Origin of the sequence: Falsiphaeobacter marinintestinus (genome assembly GCF_007923355.1) — a bacterium.
Lineage (GTDB): Bacteria > Pseudomonadota > Alphaproteobacteria > Rhodobacterales > Rhodobacteraceae > Phaeobacter_A > Phaeobacter_A marinintestinus.
This window is the reverse complement of record NZ_VOGO01000017.1, coordinates 42,996-63,284: the sequence shown is the minus strand read 5'-3', so window position 1 is coordinate 63,284 and position 20,289 is coordinate 42,996. Positions and strand designations below refer to the sequence as shown.

Here is a 20,289-nt window from a genome sequence, read left to right as displayed (position 1 = left end):
CATAAACCACAACGCATAACTAACGGTGGGTCAAATCTCGGTGAAAATACCGGGTCAGTTCTCAGTGACATTCAACACACTAGGTATCTGAGAGAAAACGGGCGAGGTAGTCGTCGGAATAGTCGACTTCAAGCTCGACCCAGATCGGCAGGTGGTCCGACATCTCGAAGGTCATGAAGTTGGTGGCATATTGCGATGCGAAATCGGCATACGGGGTTTTGCCATAGGCCGAACGCATCGCGGCGTTGATGGGCGCATAGTGCGCGCGGTTCTCGGCATCGGTTATCCGGGTGACGAATTCAGGGTCATCGGGTGCTGCCGGGTCGCGATCTTGCGCAGGGCCGAAGACCGCATTTCGCCAGTCGAACACATCGTGGCGCAAAAGCCGGGTTTTGCGGGTAGAGGCGCCTTTTTCGGTATATGCGATCTGATCGTAGAACTTGTCGCCCTTCATGTTGGTCGCCTCGAAATGTGGGACTTTCATGTCGCTGTCGACAAGCGCCTTCCAGACTTCATCGTCACGGTTTTCAATGTTCATGTCGCCGAGAAAAACAAAGACCTGGTCTTCTTTCCTGGCGCGTTTGGTGAGGGCTTTGGTGATGGCCGTGATCTCTTGCGCGCGCATGTCGAGGTCGTCGCCATAGATGATATGGCTGGCACATAGCGTGAAGCGGAACCAGCCGGACTGGAAGGCGGCGAAGAAAGGTGTGCGGGCGATCTGGCCGCCATCGCTTAAGGCATCCGAGCGGATCACGATTTCGCCGATGACATTGCGAAAGAAGACTTTGTCCTTGTTGTAGACAAAGCCAATACGCTCGTAATTTGCGCCCTCGTGGGTGCCAACATCGGTGACGAAGTAATCCCAGTTCGGTCCAAGCAGCCTCATGAGCCGCTTGAGCGGTCCGAGATCGTCGCGCAGTTCCTGGATCGCGCAGATATCGAAGGTCGAGACGATTTCGGCAATGTAATGGAAACTCTCGTCCAGCCGGGGCATCCCGCCATCAAAGGCACGGATGTTCCAGGAACCGATGATCAGCGAATTGGGGCGTCGCGCCTTGGTGATCGATTGCGCAAGGTCATAGCGCAGGGTCAGGAGGCGGCGGGCGATCCAATCGGCCTTGTTTGGATAGATCGGGTCCGAGTCATAGTCTTTCAGGTCATGGTAAAAGGGCATGGCAATCTCTGGGTTTGAAATGTGGATTGTGAACAGCACAGTATTGCATCTTCAAGTTGACTACGTGTTACCGTGGACCGTCAAGACTGATCGCGTGTCTCTGAAAGCGGTCTTGCAGGATTTCCATTCAGGAAAAGGTTTTGTTCCGCTCCTTCGCGCTTGGGAATATGTAAAATATTTCAACCTTAGGAAATGTCCGAAATGACAGACCGGGCCGCGGCATTATCGGTTAGAGTTTAATGGTCGGGTTGGACCGTCTGGTTTGGCCCTTGCGACGCGGGGGAGGGTTTTGGGCGTCTTGATCGCTCAATCGGGCCTTCCTGACGGAAGCGCGTCTTTACGGGTTGTTATTGAAATTCGTTTTTTATGGATGAGGCTTGGTGTTAAGCCGTGGAGCGCGTTATCATCTTTAAGTGAAGTGATTCTAGTAAATACAACTTTAAGATTAAAACTGGGGAGATCGATGTGAAACAAGTTCTTACCGCTGTGACAGTATTAACCAGTGCCCTTTGTATTGCGAACACCGCTTTGGCTGAAGACTGCGCCGCGCCAGGGCGACAGCCAGCCACGGACAAGCTGATCAACCTGGTTCAGAGTGATACGGTGCTGAAATTCCAGCTTGAGCAATCAATCGCCCTGGGTCAGCGGATCAATGACGACCCGATGACCAACCCTGTGGCCAGTCTGGATGATTATTACGATTTCATCGACGCTTTGGTGACCTACAATCCGCAAAACATCATGACCGGGACGATGAATGACCAAACCAGGGTCTCGATGGACGGCAAGAATTACTGCAACTGGAATATCCTCGACATTCTGGCCTATAGCTATTTCCTTGTTGATCGCCAGCTTACCACCGACCCGCGCGGGCAGATCCAGTTCAGCAACGATACTTTCAGCGAATGGATGCGGGATATCGCCGTGGAATGGGGCAATTACCTGGAAACGCCACCTTCGGCGGTGCATGTTCCCGATTTTACCAGCGACCCGAATTTCTCGTCATGGACCTCGGCCAGCGACCCCGGGACAAGCCCGTGGTATTGCCCGCCAGAGGGCGGATACGGAACATTTCAGGCGTTTTTCACGCGCGAGCTTTGCGCGGCGACCTTTCCCAATGGGTCCCGGCCTGTCCAGGGCTACGATGACCCGAAAACCGTTGTGTCCATCGGGGATTCAACCTCGGCCGGGTATTGGCCGATCACCAATGACGGTAAACTGGTGACCACCTATGATGGCGTTGCCCAGTCGGGCCGGGTGATCAAGGGCAAGCTGTATAGCGACGTGCATGAGTTCGTTCTGGGCGGCGAAGGCGAAACGGTTCTGGAAACCTTCGGCGCGATTGATCCGACATTGTTTGACAATGGGACGTGGACGCATCAGTTTCTGAACGTGAACAACTACCACCGCTTGCATGTGCCCGTGTCCGGGAAAGTCGTCTATCTCAACCATTTGCGGGCCGGAGAGCGGATGAAATCCGGTTGGTCTGCGGCCATCAGCGAAGGCGAAATTTCGTTTTATGATCCGCGCGATACAGCGGATTGGCAGTTCGGCCAGACCCGCATGGTCATCGGGATTGATACCGGGGAACCTTATGGTGTGGTGGTGATTTCACCTATGGGCATGGCGCAGGTCTCGGCCATCCAGAAACGCAATTGGGTGCAGGAAAACGCCCAAGCCTTCAAGGGGCAGGAGTTTGCCAACTTCGCCTTCGGCGGCTCTGATTTTGTGGTGATTTTCGAGAAGAAAGCGGATTTTGTCCTGACCGTCGATACTTTGGCTGAACCGGCACCCGGCGCAGGGGTGAACTATGCAGGATCGCTGCAGGGTGAAAAATACGGCTGCTTCGGTGGTACTCCCGATTGCAGCGCGGTCCCGGGTGGGGCAGATCAGCCGCCAGCGATCACACCGGATCCCTAGGGGTTCATAACCTGAGGTGTTCAGGCTGTTTTCTGGGCACGAAGGGTACCTTGATCAAATCTGTGACAGATGAAGAAAGCCCGCCTTTTGGTGGGCTTTTTCTTTGACCAGCCGGTGCAGGCCTGCAGCCGCTGGCAGCCGGGCATCTGTCGATCCGTTCAGGTGGCCATCTTGGCTGCCTTCACCAGTTCGCTGTAGTAGTTGAGCAGGCTTTTGAACTCTGGCGCGTTGATCGCCTGCGCGGCCCCGAGGTGGTGGCTGACCTTGGCCCAGTCGCTGATCTTACATGCTTCGACCATGGCGGTGACCGGGGCGATGGCGCGCAGGGTGTCAGGCGCTACGGGGTGATCCGGCCCGCCCAGTAGCATCAGGATGTCGATCTTTTCGTCTTTGCCTTTGACGCGCACGTAATCGACTGGCGCGAAGACAAAGCCCTTGGCCGCCGCGTCCCGCGCTGTTTCGCCGCCCACAAGGATCGACAGGCCATAGGTCTTGGTCTGGCTTTCCAGCCGCGCGCCAACGTTCACCTCATCCCCGATGACCGAATAATCAAAGCGCTGCTCTGACCCCAGATTGCCGACACAGCAGATGCCCGTGTTCAGGCCGATGCCAATCTCGGTTGCCGGGTATTTGCCTTCGTTGTTGCGGTTGAACGCCTTCAGCGCATCCAGCATATCAAGCGCGGTCTGGCAGGCGTGCGCGGCGTGATCGGGGTCTTCCAAAGGTGCGTTCCAGAATGCCATGATGGCGTCGCCCATATACTTGTCGATGGTGCCACCGTGGTGGTCGATCACGGCTGTCAGATCGGTGAGGAAAGCGTTGACATAGCTGGTCAATTCCTGCGCATCCATGCCTTCGGCCCGGGTCGTGAAGTTGCGGATGTCCGAGAACAGAACCGTCATCGTGCGCAGTTCGCCACCAAGGCTGAGCATGTCGGGATCGCTGACGATCTGTTTGACCAGATCGCCAGACACATAGTGCCCGAAGGCGTCCCGCACCCAACGCCGGTCTGCACGTTCGCGGATGGCCAGCCAACTGGTGGCCGCGAACAACGACAAAGCGCTGCCGAAGATCGGAAAGCCGGGGTCCAGAAACAAACCCTGGCGCACGAACAGCATGTAGCTGCCGCCAAACACCAGGCCGAGGGTCGCAGTGCCCAGCAGCACCGAGACCAGTGGCGAGAACGCGGCTGCGAAAACACCAAACAGGATGACCAGCGCGGCAAAGACCACGAACTCAAGCCCAAGCGCCCAGTCCGGGCGCTGCAGGAAGGTTTGCGTCAGGATATGTTCGATCAACTGGGCGTTGATTTCGATCCCGGTGATGGCCGGATCGATCGGGGTGGCCTGTAAATCGAACAGCCCCGGCGCCGTGGCCCCGACCAGCATGATGCGCCCAGCGACCTGATCTGGGTCGACAGTGCCGTCAAGGACCTTCCAGGCCGGAATATGTCGTTCGAGCGACGCCGGGCTGTAGTGCAACAGCACCGATCCGGTGGCTGTGGTTGGTATATCGAAAGCGCCGATGCGGATGGCGTTGACGCCGGTGCTTTCATCAAAGGCCTGCTGGCCGCTCGCGTTCGAACTGCGCACCACATAGGTGCTGGCGCCCTGGGCGACCCGCAAGGCTTCGGCGGCAAGGCTGGGGGCAAAGGTGCCATCCGCCAGGCGGAACAGCAACGGAACCTCTCGAACGATCTGGTCGCGGCTGGGAATCCAGTTCAGCGCCCCAAGCCCGCTGGCCGCCTGTGCCAGCGCCGGAAGCGGTTGTTCGGACCCGGTAAAACCCGGCAGAAAGTCCTGCGGACTGTCGCCCGCAAACGCAAAGCCGACCTTGTCACGCAGGATGTCGGTCGCGTCGGTCGTTAGGTCGGGTTCGCTGTTGCTCAGCACGACCCCCAGAACCGATGCAGACTGACCCAAGGCCTGTTCGAACAGCGCATCGCCGTCGGGCATGCCGTCCAGAGCGTCCAGCAGTTTTTGCCGGTCTGGGCCTTTGGGGATCAACTTGGCGATCTGTTCGCCCGACATGCGGTCCGGTTCGGAAAACACAAAGTCGAGCGAGATCGACGCGGCGCCAAGTGCGGTAAGGCGGTCAAGAAGCTCGGCCAGCTTGTGGCGGGGCCACGGCCACTGGCCGATCCGGTCCAGAGACCCTTCGTCGATGGCGACGATGCGCACCGGCAGATCCGGGTCGAAGTCGCGCGGGTGCCAGGATTGAAATTCGTCAAACACAAGGCTGCGGAACTGCACCAGAACCACCGGGTCGCTGAACCTGAGTAGCGCGCCAAACAGCAAAAAGAAGACGGTCGAGGCGGTCAAAGGCAGGCCGCGCTTCAGGATGCGTTTCCAACGCGCCGCCCTGCGGGACCGTCGTGCGCTGCGGGTCGCAGAGGCGTCAGCCGGGTCCGTCATCGAAGCGTAGATCCTTGGTAAAAATGGTTTTTTCAGATGCTCCGCGCCGCGAGATTCGCTTGCAGGACCGTGGGTCGAATATGCCACAGAGGGGTGCAAAAGCTAGGTATTTGAGCATTTGGCCCTCAGAAAAAGGATTGATATATTCGAAAAGCCGTAAATACTTGGCCGCAATTACTTTGCTCCGAATCCTTTCACGGTAGATAAATGCACATATTGAATGGCCGCACTTCGTTCGGTTTTTTTGTCGCCCCGTTGGTGTTTTGCACTGTTGTTTTCCTGCAGGTGCTCAGCCCCGTGCCGGCAACCGCAAACGAGGCAGACGAGACCTCATTCGCCGCGATTCAGGCGCGGCGTGACGTCCTGTTTGACGCCACACTGAATGACCCCACCAATCTGGATATCGCGTTTGAATACGCGATGTTATCGGCCGAAGTCGGCGATTACGAGGCGGCGATTTCCACGCTGGAACGAATGCTGGTTTTTGCGCCGGGGTTGCCGCGGGTTCAGCTGGAACTGGCGGTTCTGTATTATCGGATCGGCGCGACGGACACGGCGCAGTATTATCTGGACGCGGTCAGCCAGCAGGAATTGCCGCCATCGGTGCGGGGCCGCGTGGACGAGTTTGCAACGATCATTGGCAAGCAGTCGCGGCCTTACCGGTTCAGCGGCACCGTGCAGGCCGGGTTTCAGGGGCATTCCAATGCCAATCTGGCCCCCAACCAGGAAGCGATCATCATCGGTGGCGTGCCGATCACGCTGGGCCCCGGTGCATCAGGTCAGTCCGACACCAATTTCTTCGCGCTTGCCCAGCTGCATTTCACCCATGACCTTCCGGGGCAGGGCAGCCTGTTTGAAGTCGACACCACGCTATACACGACAAATTACTTCGACATTAACCGGCTTGACATGAACCTGATCGAAGTCGCCGCTGGCCCGTCATTTAGTCTGGGCCGGTACGGCTGGGACAACTCTCGCCTGGGTGTTTATGGCATCTTCGGCGCGTCAACGCTGGATGGTCATCATTACAGCAGCACGCTGGGGCTGGGCACACGGTTGCGGTCGCAGATCAATGAGCGTGTGTTCCTTGATGTGCTGCTGGAAGGACGGTCCGTCGATTACAAGAACGGTCCGAATTATCCGACAGCATCTTTGCAATCCGGCGAAGCCTATCGCGCTCAGGCGCAGTTCACGGCGCTTCTGAATACCAACCTGTTGACCTTGTTCACTCTGGAGGCCCGGCTTGTCGACGGCGAGCAGGATTTCAAAAGCTATGCGGCCTATGCGATGTCGGCGCGGGCGAATTATTACTTCACCGGGTATTCCGGCGGGATTCTGGCGGATAACGCGCCCTGGACCCTGTCGTTTGCCGCCGGCGGATTGATGCGCGACTATGACGGACCGGACCCTTTTATTGATCCAATGAACCGGCAGGATGACAATGCCTATTGGATAGAAGCCAGCCTTGGCATCCCGCTGGAGAAAGATTTTTCAGCTTATATTACAGGCCAGTACCTTGGGCAAAATTCAAACTACGCAACGCGGGATTACGAAGGTGCGATCCTGACGTTCGGCGTTTCAAAGCGGTTCTGACACATGTTCAAATTGATCCCCACATCCCCCGCTCATCCGATCATTCTGGCCGGTCTGATCGCCTGCACCGCCTTTGGGACGGCCATGGCTGAAACCCGGGTTGGCGTGTCATCTGCGGTGAACCGCGCGTCCACACTGGAACGCGGGTCGGCCCAGCGGACCATCGTTGTGGGCGACAATATCAACCACAAGGACAAGATCATCACCAGCAAGGCCGGGTTGACGCAGGTGTTGTTTGTCGACGGATCGACCTTTACCGTCGGGTCCAATTCGCGCGTTGTGATCGATGAGTTTGTCTATAATCCGGCCAATGGCAGCGGGTCGTTGGTCACAGAAGTAACGCGCGGCGCGCTGCGGTTCGTTGGCGGCAAGCTGAGCAAGAGCAAGGCCCCCGTGCAGTTCAAGACGCCGGTGGGCATTCTGGGTGTGCGCGGCGCCATTTCCGAGATCGATCTGAGCCCGGATTGCCTGTCTGGCAAAGATTGTCCGGTCATGATCGCAAGCCTGATTTTCGGCAATGAAATGACGCTGACCCAGACCAACGGGCGCAAGCGCCGGGTCTATCAGGCGGGTTATGCCATCGTCGTTTACAAGAACGGCAAATCCAAGATTGTGCCGCTGGCTTCGCTGAAACGCGGCAATGTCCAGCGTCGTCTGGCCGGTGATCCCAATCAGAGCGGCGGCGCGGTCCGGATTCCGACCGAAGAGGATGTGGTCAAAAGCCGGATCCCCGAGAAGAACTCGGGGCGTGCTCCGTTTGTGATCCGCCCCCGTCCCCGGCCCGAGGTTGTGGCCACCGCGCTGGCCCCCGATCAGGACACACCGGGCATCGGTGATCTGACGCTGGCGTTGGGGGTAATTGTGACCGAACAGGCGCAGAACGATTTTGTGCGGGGTCAGATCGAAATGGGTGAACCGGTGGATCCGGAAGAGCCGATCCTTGAACGGGGCACGTTGTCTGGCGTCTTCGGGACGCCTCCGTTTTATACGACCGACAATGGTGTAGCGACGGTCGGCTCACCATGGTCGGCAAGCATCGTGACGCGTGTGGCTGACTCCGTTTTGCCGGTCACACTGTTGGAAACCTCGGCCGGGAATCCGGTTGCGGTCGAGATCGGGGATCTGACATTTTCCTATCCGACCGCCGAGGGCGAAACACCGATCGAACCGACGTTCTCGGAAGAATATCAGGTCAACGTGAATGGTGGCACCATCCTGCGCGGACCAAGCGGTTTTGCCCTGTATTATCTGGCGTTGGACGACGTTGAGACCGAAGATCCGTCATCACTGTATGTTGTCGTCGGCACGCCAACCTCGCGCGAAGTGTTTTACCCTGCCACCGCGAATTCGCGTGCCGCCCAAGTCAGAACATATACCTTGGGTGAAGATTATGCCCGGACCACCCGTGGAATCGTGTCGGATGTGGCTTTGCTCAATCCCGAGGTGGCGCTGAGCTTTGGCAATGCGTTTTTGTCTGCTGCGGCTGAGACGCCGTTTTATATGGTCGAAAAAACCAATGTGACGACGTCGACACATACCCTGTATGGTGCCTTGCGCATTGAGGGGCAGGGGGCCGCGCAGCGGTCGATGATCGTGAGCGACGCAGGCATTGTGTTCGGAAGCCTTGCCAATACCGGTGAAGATGCCCTGGGCGTTGGCGGGACGCGCCGTGGATCTTACCGGTTGTCCTCGACCGACGAGTCCGTTTTCATGCGCGGCGGCACCGGATCAGTTCTGGTTGACAATGCCGACATCACGACCGCGATCACCGGTACGAATGCCGAAGTTTTCGTGTATTCTTCGGGTATCAGCATTGGTCTTGCGCGCAACAGTTTCCGGGACGAAAGAGAATTTATTGATGTGACCTTGTCGGATCCGCTTTTGGCACCGACGTTTGGCGATCAATACAGTTCAATGATGGTGCCGACCATTCTGTCCAGCCAAGAGGCCCTGTCAGGCTTTGACCGGCAACTGGACAACCAAACACGTTTTGGCTATGCCGCTGGAATGACGGAATCTGCTGACGGATCGATCACTCCGTTCCGCTCGCGTACCTATACCGATGTTGAAATGCAGTTTGACGCCGCAAGTTCCGAATTCGGCGGTCTTATCGCGACGGCGGACGTCACAAATGCAGATCCGTTGGTCGCTGGCTATCAGTATGCGTTCGGGTTTGATGTGACTGACACTTTCTTCGAAGCCGCATCCGGTCGCGCGGTCTATCTGGACGATGACCGGTTCGCTGCGAACTCGACCGGTCCGGGGAACAGCCAGGGGGGCAATACCACCCTTCTGTTCACCGAAGATGGCCCGGCCATATCGCATCAGCCGACAACCTCGCTCACACCGGCCGATCCGGGCACATATGTGGTGTCGTCCGGGCTTGCCCCGCAGCCCGAACTGTTCAGCGCGGCGGATGTCACGCCCTGCAACTGTGACTACATGAACTGGGGCTGGTGGGGCACGCAGACCCAGTTCCAGGATGCCTCGCTTCCGGGGGGCAGCCGGACAGATTTCGTACATCTGGGAACATGGGCCACCGGTGACATTCCGACTGCGGCCGAGTTGCCGACAACAGGGTCGGGCACGTTCCAGGGCCATGCCATCGGCAATGTCGCCAGATCTACGGAAGGCGGCGTTGCGCAGTATGTCGCGGTCGGCGATCTGGCGATGACCTATGATTTCGGAGAGCGCACCGGCTTGCTGAGTATCGACAACTTCGACAATCGAAGCTTCTCGGGCACCATGACAGGGGCCGCTGCCGACAACCGGTTCGGCGGTGCATTGTCCGGATCAGGATTGGCCGGGCAGGCCGCCGGATCGTTTGCACGCGGCCCGGCCAGCGTGGCGCAAGGCGTTCTGGGCACGTTCAACGTCGGAAGCGGCGGCTATAGCGCCACCGGCACTTTCATGGGCTCGCAGTAAGCCGCAGCACCGGCTCACCCCTTGATATCAGGGCAAACCATGCCCAACTAGGTCCAAGTCTGTTCATCAGGCTTGGTGCCTGTTCTATGGCGGATAGAGACCCTGTCACTAAGGCACGATCAGAAAATCAGTCGACTAAATCAATTAAAGTGATTTATTATTGACAAAAGGGGCCAATCTCGGCGAGAGACGGGATTACCCCATCACCCCAACCCTCCGGACGTCCAATGATACATGATCAACGACACAGCGCTTGGGACGAAATCCACGTTTCGACCGACTCGGCGCGGGGATCGAACCAAAGCGGATTGCGGGCCCATAACGAACGTCTGGTTCTGACGCTGATCCGCCGGATGGGCCCTTTGGCCAAGGCTGAAATTGCGCGGCTGACCGGGCTGTCAGCACAGACGGTGTCTGTCATTATGCGCGCGTTGGAGGCCGATGGGTTGCTTAAGAAAGGCGCTCCGATCCGCGGCAAGATCGGGCAGCCGTCGATCCCGATGGATCTGTCGCCGGACGGGGCCTATTTCCTTGGACTGAAGATCGGGCGCGGCAGTCTTGAACTGGTTCTGACCAACTTCCTTGGCGACGTCATCGGGCGTGTGCGCAACGCGCTTCGGTTTCCGTCGCCGGACGATGTCGTACAGTTTGCAAATGCGGCCATCACCGAACTGACGGGCCAACTGTTGCCCAAGCAACAGGCGCGGGTCGCAGGTCTTGGCATCGCGCTGCCGTTCCGGTTGTGGGACTGGCCTGCCATGCTGAGCGTCGAGACGTCAAACATGGAAGGCTGGCGCGATTGCGACATCGCCGCCGAGATCGCACAGAGCTGGAATTTCCCGGTCTACATGCGCAACGATGCCTCGGCTGCCTGCGGGGCCGAACTGGTGTTCGGAGATCAGAACAAGCCCGAGGATTTTCTGTATCTTTATGTCGGGTTCTTTGTCGGGGGCGGTCTGGTGCTTGACAACACGCTGTACTCGGGGCGCACCGGAAACGCGGCGGCGCTGGGGTCGATGCCGATTGGCGGGTTGGGGGCAGGGATGCAGCAACTTGTCGATGTCGCGTCTTTGGCGGTGCTGGAAAAATCACTGATCGAACACGGGCTTCCAGCCAAACTGATCTGGGGCGGACCGACGGACTGGGCAATTCCCGATGCCATTCTGGACATCTGGCTGACCAACGCCGCCACGGGGTTGGCCAGCGCCATCGTGTCTTCATCCTGTCTGATCGATTTCGAATGTGTGGTGATCGACGGCTGGATGCCTGCCGATGTGCGGGCCGAACTTACCGCGCGCACGGCCCGGATGCTGGACCAGACCCAGGTTGCCGGAATTGAAGTGCCGGACATGCGCGAAGGCACAATCGGCAGCGATGCCCGGTGCCTTGGTGCGGCCAGCCTGCCCTTGTCTGACCGTTTTCTGGTCAACCGAAACGCCATTCTGAAAGGATAGCGCAATGATTTTGTGCTGTGGAGAAGCCCTGATTGACATGATCCCGTCCCCCACCGACAGCGGGCGCGACGGGTTCGTGCCGCATTCGGGCGGAGCGGTGTTCAACACGGCCATCGCTTTGGGTCGGTTGGGCGTGCGGACCGGGATGCTGACCGGCGTATCGACAGACGTGTTTGGTCAACAGCTGTCTGCGGCTTTGGCGGCCAGCCATGTGGACACGGCGCATATCATCACGTCTGACCGACCCACGACGCTGGCTTTTGTGCAACTGACCGACGGGCACGCAACCTATTCGTTTTTCGACGAAAACTCGGCCGGGCGGATGCTGGCGCCAGATGACATGCCAGAGCTGTCATCCGAGGTTTCGGCGCTGTATTTCGGCGGGATCAGCCTGGCATGCGAGCCGGGTGCCGACGCCTATCTGGCGCTGCTGGAACGCGAAGGCGATACCCGGGTTGTCATGATCGATCCGAACATCCGACCCGGCTTCATCGCCGACGAACCGCGATATCGCGCACGGTTGGACCGGATGATCCGCAAGAGCGACATTCTGAAAATGTCGGATGAGGATCTGAACTGGATCGTGTCCGAGCCGCTGTCCCTGAACGAAAAAGTCGAGAAGATGCTTGAGATGGGCCCCGCGCTGTTGATCCTGACGCGCGGCGGGGCAGGGGCAACCGGTTTCCTGTCGGACGGGACCGAAGTCAATGTATCCGCCCAGCGGGTTGAGATCGTCGACACGGTCGGGGCTGGCGATACCTTTAATGCCGGGGTGATGGCGAAACTGTCCGAACTGGGGCTGTTGTCCAAGCCTGCGCTGTCTGGCCTGTCGGCTCAGGACGCCAGCGCCGCATTGGGTTTTGGCGCGCGGGTTGCTGCGGTCACCGTATCGCGCGCCGGGGCAAATCCGCCATGGGCCGGAGAGGTCGCCGGGGGCGACTGATCACAGGTCAAAAGCCTTTGGGTCATGTGCCCGGGGTCAATGACACCAGATCGCCAAGCTTACGCATTTCTGCGCGCACCCGCTGTTTGTGGGTCTCAAGCGACATGTCGCTGTCCCGGATATAGTCGTGAAAACGGGCGTTCCAACACCTGTAGGCGACACTGGCAAGGAACGCGCAGTTGCGCTGGGTCTCGGCTGTGTCGGCCCCGATGGCGGCACACAGAAACTTGCCGATCTCATCCACATGATAGGCTTCGATTTCGGCGAACATCCTGACAACCGGGCTGTCGGGGTTGCGGATATTCGTCGCCTCGGCGTACCGCCAGATCCGTTTCCCGGCCAGTTTCATTGTCAGCTCAGCGTAGATGCACAGCATATCGCCCAACAATTCACCCACGCCGACGCCTGGTTCGGGGCGCCACGACTGCATGAACACCCGGCCGTCTTCATGAATCTCCAACACCAACGCCACGATCAGTTCGTCTTTTGAACCGAAATAATTGAACACGGTTGGCGCCGAAACTTCGGCCATTTCGGCGATCTTGGCGACGGTCGTTTCTTCGTAACCATCTGTTTCAAATAGATCTTTCGCAGCATCCAGAATCTCGCGCCGACGGCGTGATTTTTGACGTTCGCGTAGTCCGGTTGGGGTGCTTTCAACGGCTGCCATGGATCAAGGATATTTTTCTTGAGCACGAAGTAAAGTTTTTACTGGAATAAAAAATTATGTTGACTGAATTCGCGCCGACCGTAGGCTTTCAGCGTGGGATTCCTTTCGGGATAGCAAGACATGATCGAAATTGATGGCGTTTCCAAGGTCTTCGGATCGGGGGTTCAGGCCTTTACCGCGCTGGACAATGTCAGTGTCACGATCCGCGAAAACGAATTCTTTACGCTGCTTGGGCCGTCAGGCTGTGGCAAGACCACGCTGCTGCGCACGATTGCCGGGTTCAATGCCCCGACCAATGGCGCGGTGCGGCTGGACGGGCAGGATCTGGTCTCGTTGCCGCCCTACAAGCGCCCGGTGAATACGGTTTTCCAGAATTATGCGCTGTTTCCACATATGACCGTGGCTGAAAACATCGGCTTCGGGCTTGAGATGCTGAACCGGCCAAAGGCCGAGATTTCATCGACCGTGGATCAGATGCTGGATCTGGTGCAGATGACCGCGATGGCCGGGCGGCGCACGTCTGAAATCTCGGGTGGTCAGCAACAACGCGTTGCTCTGGCCCGTGCGCTGGCGCCCCGGCCCAAGGTCCTGTTGCTGGACGAACCGCTGTCGGCGCTGGATTACAAGCTGCGCAAGGGGATGCAGGTCGAACTGAAGCGGTTGCAGAACGAAACCGGCATCACCTTTGTGTTCGTCACCCATGATCAGGAAGAGGCACTGTCGATGTCCGACCGGATCGCCGTGATGAACCACGCGCAGATCCTGCAGGTCGGCAGCCCGCATGAGATTTACGAACATCCCTCGGAACGCTTTGTGGCCGAATTCATCGGGGAAACCAATTTCCTGATCGGCACGGTGACACAAGCAGATGAGACGCAAGGCAGTGTCGCGCTGGACGCAGGAGGCAATATTGTGGCCCGTCTGCCGCAAGGTGAAGGCGGCATGGGGCAGGTGACCGTTGCCGTTCGGCCCGAGCAGGCGACGTTCTGCGCGCCTGACAGCGGTGAGGCGACCGTATCGGGCACGGTGTCGAACGTTGTGTACCTTGGCACCGACACGCATTTTCACCTGACGTTGGATGATGGCAATCCCTTTGCCCTGCGGCTTCAGAACACGCCGGACAATTCGGTTCAGCAAAAGGTCGGCGACCGCATCGGCATCGCAATCGCGCCCGGTGTCGCGCAGGTTCTGAAGGATTAAGGGATGGCCGACGCGACGTATACCCGACCCTTCAGTGAACGGTATTCACATTGGATCTTGCTGTCACCGGCGCTGCTGATCCTGTTTGTCGCGGCCTTTGGCCCGCTGTTCATCGTCCTGATCTATAGCTTCCTGACAGCTGGTGACTATGGCGGCGTCGTCTGGAGCTTTTCGACCGACGCGTGGTTCAACGTCTTCGCCGAACGCGACATGTTCGACGACACGCTTGGCTTTGCCGATGCCCATCTGGCGATTTTCTGGCGGTCGTTCCGATTGGCCGCCGTGACCACGGTGGTGGCGCTGATATTCGGTTTTCCCACGGCCTATTTCATTGCGACCCGACCGCCAAAGCAGCGCAACCTGTGGATGCTGCTGATCATGGTGCCGTTCTGGACCAACCTGCTGATCCGCACCTTTGCGATCATGGAGCTGATCCGCAACGAAGGTGTCGTGAATTCGCTGCTTATGGCGATGGGCGTGATCAATGAACCGATCCAGATGCTGTACACCGACTTCGCGATCATGATCGGAATGCTGTACGTGTATCTGCCGCTGATGGTGCTGCCGATCTATGCCTCGCTTGAACGGTTCGATTTTGCCTTGGTCGAAGCGGCCTATGATTTGTACGCCAACCGGTTGCGGGTGCTGTGGCGGGTGATCCTGCCGGTAACCAAACCGGGCATTATCGCCGGGTCGATCCTTGTGATGATCCCGGCGCTGGGGGCTTATGTGACCCCGCGCGTATTGGGCGGTGGCAAGCGGATGATGCTGGGCAACCTGATCGAATTGCAGTTCGGGCAGGGGCGCAACTGGCCGCTTGGGGCCGCACTGGCCATCGTGTTGCTGATCATCGTGACGGCCTCGATGATCTATTACGTTCGGGCCGCCGGAAAAGAAGGGGCCGGGCATGGCTGATCGCGGGTTTGACGTTCAGAAACAGCGCGGCTTTACCACCATTGCGTTGGCCTGTTTCGTGCTGCTGTACACCCCCATCGTGCTGCTGGTGATGTATTCGTTCAACGTCGGCACCTCGATCGCGATCTGGGAGGGGTTTTCGTGGCGCTGGTACGTCTCGGCCTGGGAAAACGAACAGGTCAAGGTGGCGGCTTTGCGCTCGCTCTATCTGGCGGTCGTCGCGTCTTTCGTGGCGACCTCGGCCGCCGTTTTGGCGGCACTGGCCACCACGCGCCGCCCGGCATACCGGGGTCAAACCGTGGTCTTTGCCATCATCAACCAGCCCCTGATGGTGCCCGAGATCGTGACGGCGGTGGCGTTGCTGATCTTCTTTGCGCTGATCAAATCCTTCACCGGCTATACCGGCGGCGCGTTTCTGTTTGTCGCCCATTCGGCCTTCTGTATCCCCTTTGCCTATATGCCGATCCGCGCCCGTCTGCAGGGGATGGATCTGACGCTGGAACAGGCTGCGGCGGACCTTTACGGAACCCCGCTGCGGGTGTTTCGCAAGGTGACGCTGCCGCTGCTGTGGCCGGGTATTCTGGCCGGGGCGATGCTGGCGTTTGTGATCTCGCTGGATGACGTGGTCATCACCGAATTTGTAAAAGCTGCCGGTCAGGATACACTGCCGACCTATATGCTGGGCCAGCTTCGACGGTCGGTCACGCCCGAGGTGAATGCCATTTCAACCGTTCTTCTGGCGATCTCGGTCACGATGGTCGTCATCTATTTCATCCTTAGTCAGCGCAAGAACTGACCAACCTCCACCCATCCAACAGAGGATTTCCCATGAAGAAAACTGCAACCGGAACCCTGACCGCGCTGGCAATGGCCGTCGCGGCCCCAGCTTTCGCCGAAGGCACGCTGAACATCTATAACTGGGGCAACTACACCAACCCTGAGCTGATCGAAAAGTTCGAAAAAGAACACGACGTTGCCGTCACGATCACCGATTATGACAGCAACGATACCGCGCTGGCCAAGGTGCGCGCGGGCGGCCACGGCTTTGACATCGTGGTGCCATCGGCCACCTATATTCCGATCTGGATCGGCGAAGGTCTGTTGATGGAGACCCGCCCGGACGAGATGTCGAATTTTTCCAACGTCGCGCCAAACTGGGTTGATGTGGACTTCGATCCGGGTCGCAAATACTCGGTGCCGTGGCAGTGGGGCACGGTGGGTCTGACTGTGAACACCAGCGTTTATGGCGGCGATATCAACACCTCGGCGATCTTCCTTGATCCACCGGATGAACTGAAGGGCAAGGTCAACGTGGTGCCCGAGATGTCGGACGTCATGTTCCTGGCGATCAAATACGCCGGGGGCGAGCAGTGTACGACTGACAAGACCATTCTGCGCCAGGTGCGCGACACGCTGGTCGCCGCGAAAGAGCACTGGATTTCGCTGGATTATGGCACGGTCGAGAAATACGCCAAGGGCGATCTGGCCGCCGGTGTGAACTGGAACGGATCGTCCTTCCGCTCGCGCCTGCAAAACGAAGACATCGCGTTTGGCTATCCGAAAGAGGGCTTTCCGATCTGGATGGACAACGTCGTGGTGCTGGCCGACGCCAAAAACGTCGAGAACGCCAAGCTGTTCCAGAACTTCATCATGACGCCTGAAAACGCCGCGCTGATTTCGTCCTTTGCGCGTTATGCCAACGGCATCACCGGGTCGGAAGACTTCATGCCAGCCGACATGGGCACGGCACCCGAAGTGGTAATCCCGGCCGAGTTTGCTGCCGCTGGCGAAGTTGGCAAGACCTGCCCGCCTGAGGTGACCAAGATCTACACCAAGATCTGGCTGGAACTTCAGAAGTAAAGACCGACCGCAGCGGCCTCGGGGTACCCGGGGCCGCTGCCACCTTGACAGGAGCCTGCCCCGTGACCATCGCGCCCGACCTCGTGATCCTGAACGGATCGCTGCTGACCTTTGACCCAACCCGGCCCTCGGCCCAGGCGCTGGCCATATCCGGCGGGCGCATTATGGCGCTGGGCGACACGTCTGACATTCGCGCGCTTTCAGGTCCGGACACGCAGGTCATTGATGCTGCCGGTGGCACGGTTCTGCCCGGGTTCATCGACAGCCATGTGCATCTGTTCGGCGGCGCGGCCGAACTTGAGATGCTTGACCTTATGGGCTTGCGCGGCGCGGACCGCCTGCAAGCCGCGGTGCGCGAATACGCGGCTGGCCGCCCGGATGATCCGCTGATCATGTGCGTCGCGGCCTATTATGACATCATGGAACCCGGCGTTGCCGCCACCCGTCACGATCTGGACCGGGTTATGCCCGACCGCCCCCTGGCGCTGATGGCGTCGGATCATCACACGGTCTGGGCCAATACGGCTGCCCTGGAAAAGGCCGGCATCCTGCAGGGTGGCGACGTGCCCGAAGGGGCCGAGATCGTTATGGCTGCTGATGGCACCGCCAATGGACAACTGAACGAGGCAGGCGCGTTCGGCCCCGTCCTGTCGCTGTCCGCGATGGGCGGGCGTGATCTGCTGGGCTATGTGACCGGGGCCGATCCCGAACCGGCGGCCACCGCCAAAGAACGCGCCCATGACAAAGAGGTCATCCTGCGCGGGCTGAACCATTGCGCCGCGCATGGTATCACCGGCCTGCACAACATGGATGGCAATTTCTATCAGCTGGAACTGCTGGCCGAACTTGAGGCCGACGGTCGTCTGCCAATGCGCGTGCAGGTGCCGATGCATCTGAAGAATTTCGACCCGCTGGACCGGCTTGCAGAAGCAGATGAAATGCGGCGGCGCTTCACCTCGGACAAGGTCTGGTCGGGCCGGGTCAAGATGTTCATGGACGGCGTTCTGGACAGCTATACCGCCCTGATGCTGACACCGTATCCCGGCAAACCGGAGTCGCTTGGCGATGCCGTGTTCGAGGCCGATCATTTCAACGAAGCCTGCATCCGCGCCGATGCGATGGGTCTGCAGATCAGCGTGCATGCCATCGGAGACGGGGCCGTGCGTCGGACGCTCGACGGTTATGAGGCCGCGCGCAACGCCAACGGGCCGCGCGACAGTCGCCATCGGATCGAACATGTCGAAGTGATCGACCCTGCCGATCTGCCTCGCATCGCCGCACTGGGCGCTGTTGCGTCCATGCAGCCTTTGCACTCGCCTGCCGGGGGGCTGTTCGACCCCTATGCCGCAGGCGATATCCTGACCGAAGACCAGATCGCCCGCGCCTTTGCGTGGCGCGCCATTCGCGACAGCGGCGCTCGCATGTGTTTCTCGACGGACTGGCCGGTTGTGCCCGTTGATGTGATGCCATCCGTCGCAGGCGCGGTGTTCGGCGCCGACCTTCCCGCGCCCTGGCTGGACAACCGCCAGTCGCTGCACGACACGCTGGCGTCCTATACCCATGACAACGCATGGGTTGAGTTTAACGAAGGCTGCAAGGGCGCCCTGATCCCGGGCTATTTCGCCGATATCGCTGTGATGGATTGCGATCTGTTTCAGGCCGATGCCGACACCCTGTCAAACGCCCGGCCGCTGGCCACGATTTGTGCGGGCGAGGTTACCTATCAACCCTGAGAATCCGAAGGGACAGCGCGGGGGCGGTGAGACTTTAAGTCCCGACCACCGCACATTTGGACCTACCGGACAATCCTGTATGCGCGATGGCCGGGCATCACCTTAGTCCATGGGGGGACTGGTGAAGGACGGGCTGGGGTGCGATGCAAACATCTGGAACAGGGGCTCGCTGGGGATACGAGTACGGCCCGATGTTCCTGTCGACAAAGCGACCTTACAACCCATCATGAGAAACTCAGTGTCGGTCTGACATGTTGGACGTCTGGCACTGGCGGCCATGACGGCAGAAGATGGCATGGAACCACAACAGTTGAAATCACGTTTCCGTGACTTGATCTGATCGTGATCCATGGCCCAAGGTGAAGCATAAGGCACTTATTTTACTCCCCCTTTTTTTCAAACAGCCTTGCGAGTCTCAAGAATGGGTAAATATGTTGCTCTTTAGAAATGTGATTGCCAGATCTATCAAAACGTTATTTGTGATATAGGGTATCGTTAAAATGAATTTCGCGACCTTTGACCTGAATCTGCTGCGTGTGCTCGACATGCTTTTGCGTGAGGGATCGACTGTGAAAGCGGGCGAACGGCTGGGCCTGTCGCAGTCGGCAGTGTCCGGTGCGCTGGCGAGATTGCGGCACGCTTTGCAGGATCCGTTGTTCGTGCGTCAGGGCAACCGGCTGGTGGCCACAGACTTTGCCCGGAACATTGCTCGCCCGCTAGAGGACGAACTAAACCGCCTGCAGTCTCTGCTGTCCCCGGCGCAACCCTTTGATCCGGCGACGGAATCCGGAAACTTCAAAATCACCGGCAGCGATTTTTTCGCCGATCTTCTGATGCCGGATCTTGCCGCAGAGATCGGGCAGGTCGCGCCGGATGTGCGGGTGCAACTGGTTGATCTTGTCCCCAATGATTACCTGAGCAGCCTTGAACGCTATAGTGCGGATCTGGCGTTGATCCCGGATCAGACGTTGCCCGACTGGATCGACAGTTGCCCGTTGTTTCACTCAACCTTTGTCACCATCGCCCGGCGTGGAAATCCACAGATCGCCGAAAGCGGCATCAAACCGGGTGCGACACTACCGCTGGATCTGTTCTGCGACCTTGGCCACGTTTTGTTTTCCCCCGAAGGCAATCTGGGCGCGATGGGCGATGCGGCGCTGGAACAGGTTGGCCGGGCGCGCCATGTGTCGGTCACCCTGCCGGTGTTTTCCGGGGTCTGCCGGGTGGTCAGCAACAGCGATCTGATAGGTCTGATCCCGCGCCAACTGGCCGAGCGGGTCTGCATACAATTCGGGATCGATACGTATCTTCCCCCGATACCGCTTGAACCGCCGCTGATCATCGCGTGCTGGCACAAACGGGTCAGCAACGCGCCGTTCCACGCCTGGATGCGCAACCGTGTGTTTGATCTGCTGCTGCCCCTGAACGCAGGCGAAGCGCCGCTGCCGTGATCGTGGACCAGACGTGGTGAGCATTCAGCCCTGCCTG

14 protein-coding genes are annotated in these 20,289 nt (G+C 58.9%); 11 read left to right on the top strand and 3 right to left on the bottom strand.

Features of this window, described 5'->3' with window-relative positions; genetic code table 11:
- Positions 1–79: 79 nt before the first annotated feature.
- Positions 80–1,174, bottom strand: a complete 1,095-nt coding sequence (locus tag FOY56_RS21915) for an endonuclease/exonuclease/phosphatase family protein (RefSeq protein WP_146348292.1) — start codon at positions 1,172–1,174, stop codon at positions 80–82.
- 465 nt (positions 1,175–1,639) lie between these two features.
- Between FOY56_RS21915 and FOY56_RS21910 the strand changes: the two genes are divergently transcribed.
- Positions 1,640–3,094, top strand: a complete 1,455-nt coding sequence (locus tag FOY56_RS21910; protein ID WP_146348291.1) for a phosphatidylserine decarboxylase — start codon at positions 1,640–1,642, stop codon at positions 3,092–3,094.
- A gap of 158 nt (positions 3,095–3,252) precedes the next feature.
- Here the strand turns inward: FOY56_RS21910 and FOY56_RS21905 are convergent, their stop codons facing one another.
- Positions 3,253–5,508, bottom strand: a complete 2,256-nt coding sequence (locus FOY56_RS21905) for a CHASE2 domain-containing protein (RefSeq protein WP_146348290.1) — start codon at positions 5,506–5,508, stop codon at positions 3,253–3,255.
- 297 nt (positions 5,509–5,805) lie between these two features.
- Here FOY56_RS21905 and FOY56_RS21900 point away from each other — a divergent pair, with 297 nt between their 5' ends.
- The 4 genes from FOY56_RS21900 to FOY56_RS21885 all read left to right on the top strand — a co-directional run bounded on the left by FOY56_RS21900 (position 5,806) and on the right by FOY56_RS21885 (position 12,423).
- The gene (locus FOY56_RS21900) at positions 5,806–7,101 is read left to right on the top strand and encodes a tetratricopeptide repeat protein (RefSeq protein WP_146348289.1); all 1,296 of its coding nucleotides are present in this window, start codon (positions 5,806–5,808) and stop codon (positions 7,099–7,101) included.
- 3 nt (positions 7,102–7,104) lie between these two features.
- Positions 7,105–10,026: a FecR family protein gene (locus FOY56_RS21895; protein ID WP_146348288.1), complete on the top strand. Its 2,922-nt coding sequence runs from the start codon at positions 7,105–7,107 to the stop codon at positions 10,024–10,026.
- A 227-nt stretch (positions 10,027–10,253) separates the two neighbouring features.
- A complete protein-coding gene (locus FOY56_RS21890; protein WP_146348287.1) occupies positions 10,254–11,480 on the top strand; it encodes an ROK family transcriptional regulator in 1,227 nt (408 codons plus the stop codon).
- Between the two features lie 4 nt (positions 11,481–11,484).
- Positions 11,485–12,423: a carbohydrate kinase family protein gene (locus tag FOY56_RS21885; protein WP_146348286.1), complete on the top strand. Its 939-nt coding sequence runs from the start codon at positions 11,485–11,487 to the stop codon at positions 12,421–12,423.
- A gap of 22 nt (positions 12,424–12,445) precedes the next feature.
- On the opposite strand, the gene FOY56_RS21880 is transcribed toward FOY56_RS21885, so the two are convergent.
- Complete coding sequence (locus FOY56_RS21880) at positions 12,446–13,093, bottom strand: TetR/AcrR family transcriptional regulator (RefSeq protein ID WP_146348285.1); 648 nt, start codon at positions 13,091–13,093, stop codon at positions 12,446–12,448.
- A 120-nt stretch (positions 13,094–13,213) separates the two neighbouring features.
- Between FOY56_RS21880 and FOY56_RS21875 the strand changes: the two genes are divergently transcribed.
- The 6 genes from FOY56_RS21875 (at position 13,214) to FOY56_RS21850 (ending at position 20,252) form a co-directional block, all read left to right on the top strand.
- Positions 13,214–14,293, top strand: a complete 1,080-nt coding sequence (locus tag FOY56_RS21875) for an ABC transporter ATP-binding protein (protein WP_146348284.1) — start codon at positions 13,214–13,216, stop codon at positions 14,291–14,293.
- Between the two features lie 3 nt (positions 14,294–14,296).
- Positions 14,297–15,208 (top strand): ABC transporter permease, encoded by a 912-nt coding sequence (locus FOY56_RS21870; RefSeq protein WP_146348283.1) that lies wholly within the window; start codon positions 14,297–14,299, stop codon positions 15,206–15,208.
- Positions 15,201–16,004: an ABC transporter permease gene (locus FOY56_RS21865; RefSeq protein ID WP_146348282.1), complete on the top strand. Its 804-nt coding sequence runs from the start codon at positions 15,201–15,203 to the stop codon at positions 16,002–16,004. The genes FOY56_RS21870 and FOY56_RS21865 overlap by 8 nt, the downstream gene beginning before the upstream one ends.
- 32 nt (positions 16,005–16,036) lie before the next feature.
- Positions 16,037–17,068 (top strand): ABC transporter substrate-binding protein, encoded by a 1,032-nt coding sequence (locus FOY56_RS21860; protein ID WP_146348281.1) that lies wholly within the window; start codon positions 16,037–16,039, stop codon positions 17,066–17,068.
- 62 nt (positions 17,069–17,130) lie between these two features.
- Positions 17,131–18,801 (top strand): amidohydrolase, encoded by a 1,671-nt coding sequence (locus tag FOY56_RS21855; protein WP_146348280.1) that lies wholly within the window; start codon positions 17,131–17,133, stop codon positions 18,799–18,801.
- 500 nt (positions 18,802–19,301) lie between these two features.
- A complete protein-coding gene (locus FOY56_RS21850) occupies positions 19,302–20,252 on the top strand; it encodes a LysR family transcriptional regulator (RefSeq protein WP_146348279.1) in 951 nt (316 codons plus the stop codon).
- Positions 20,253–20,289: the final 37 nt, after the last annotated feature.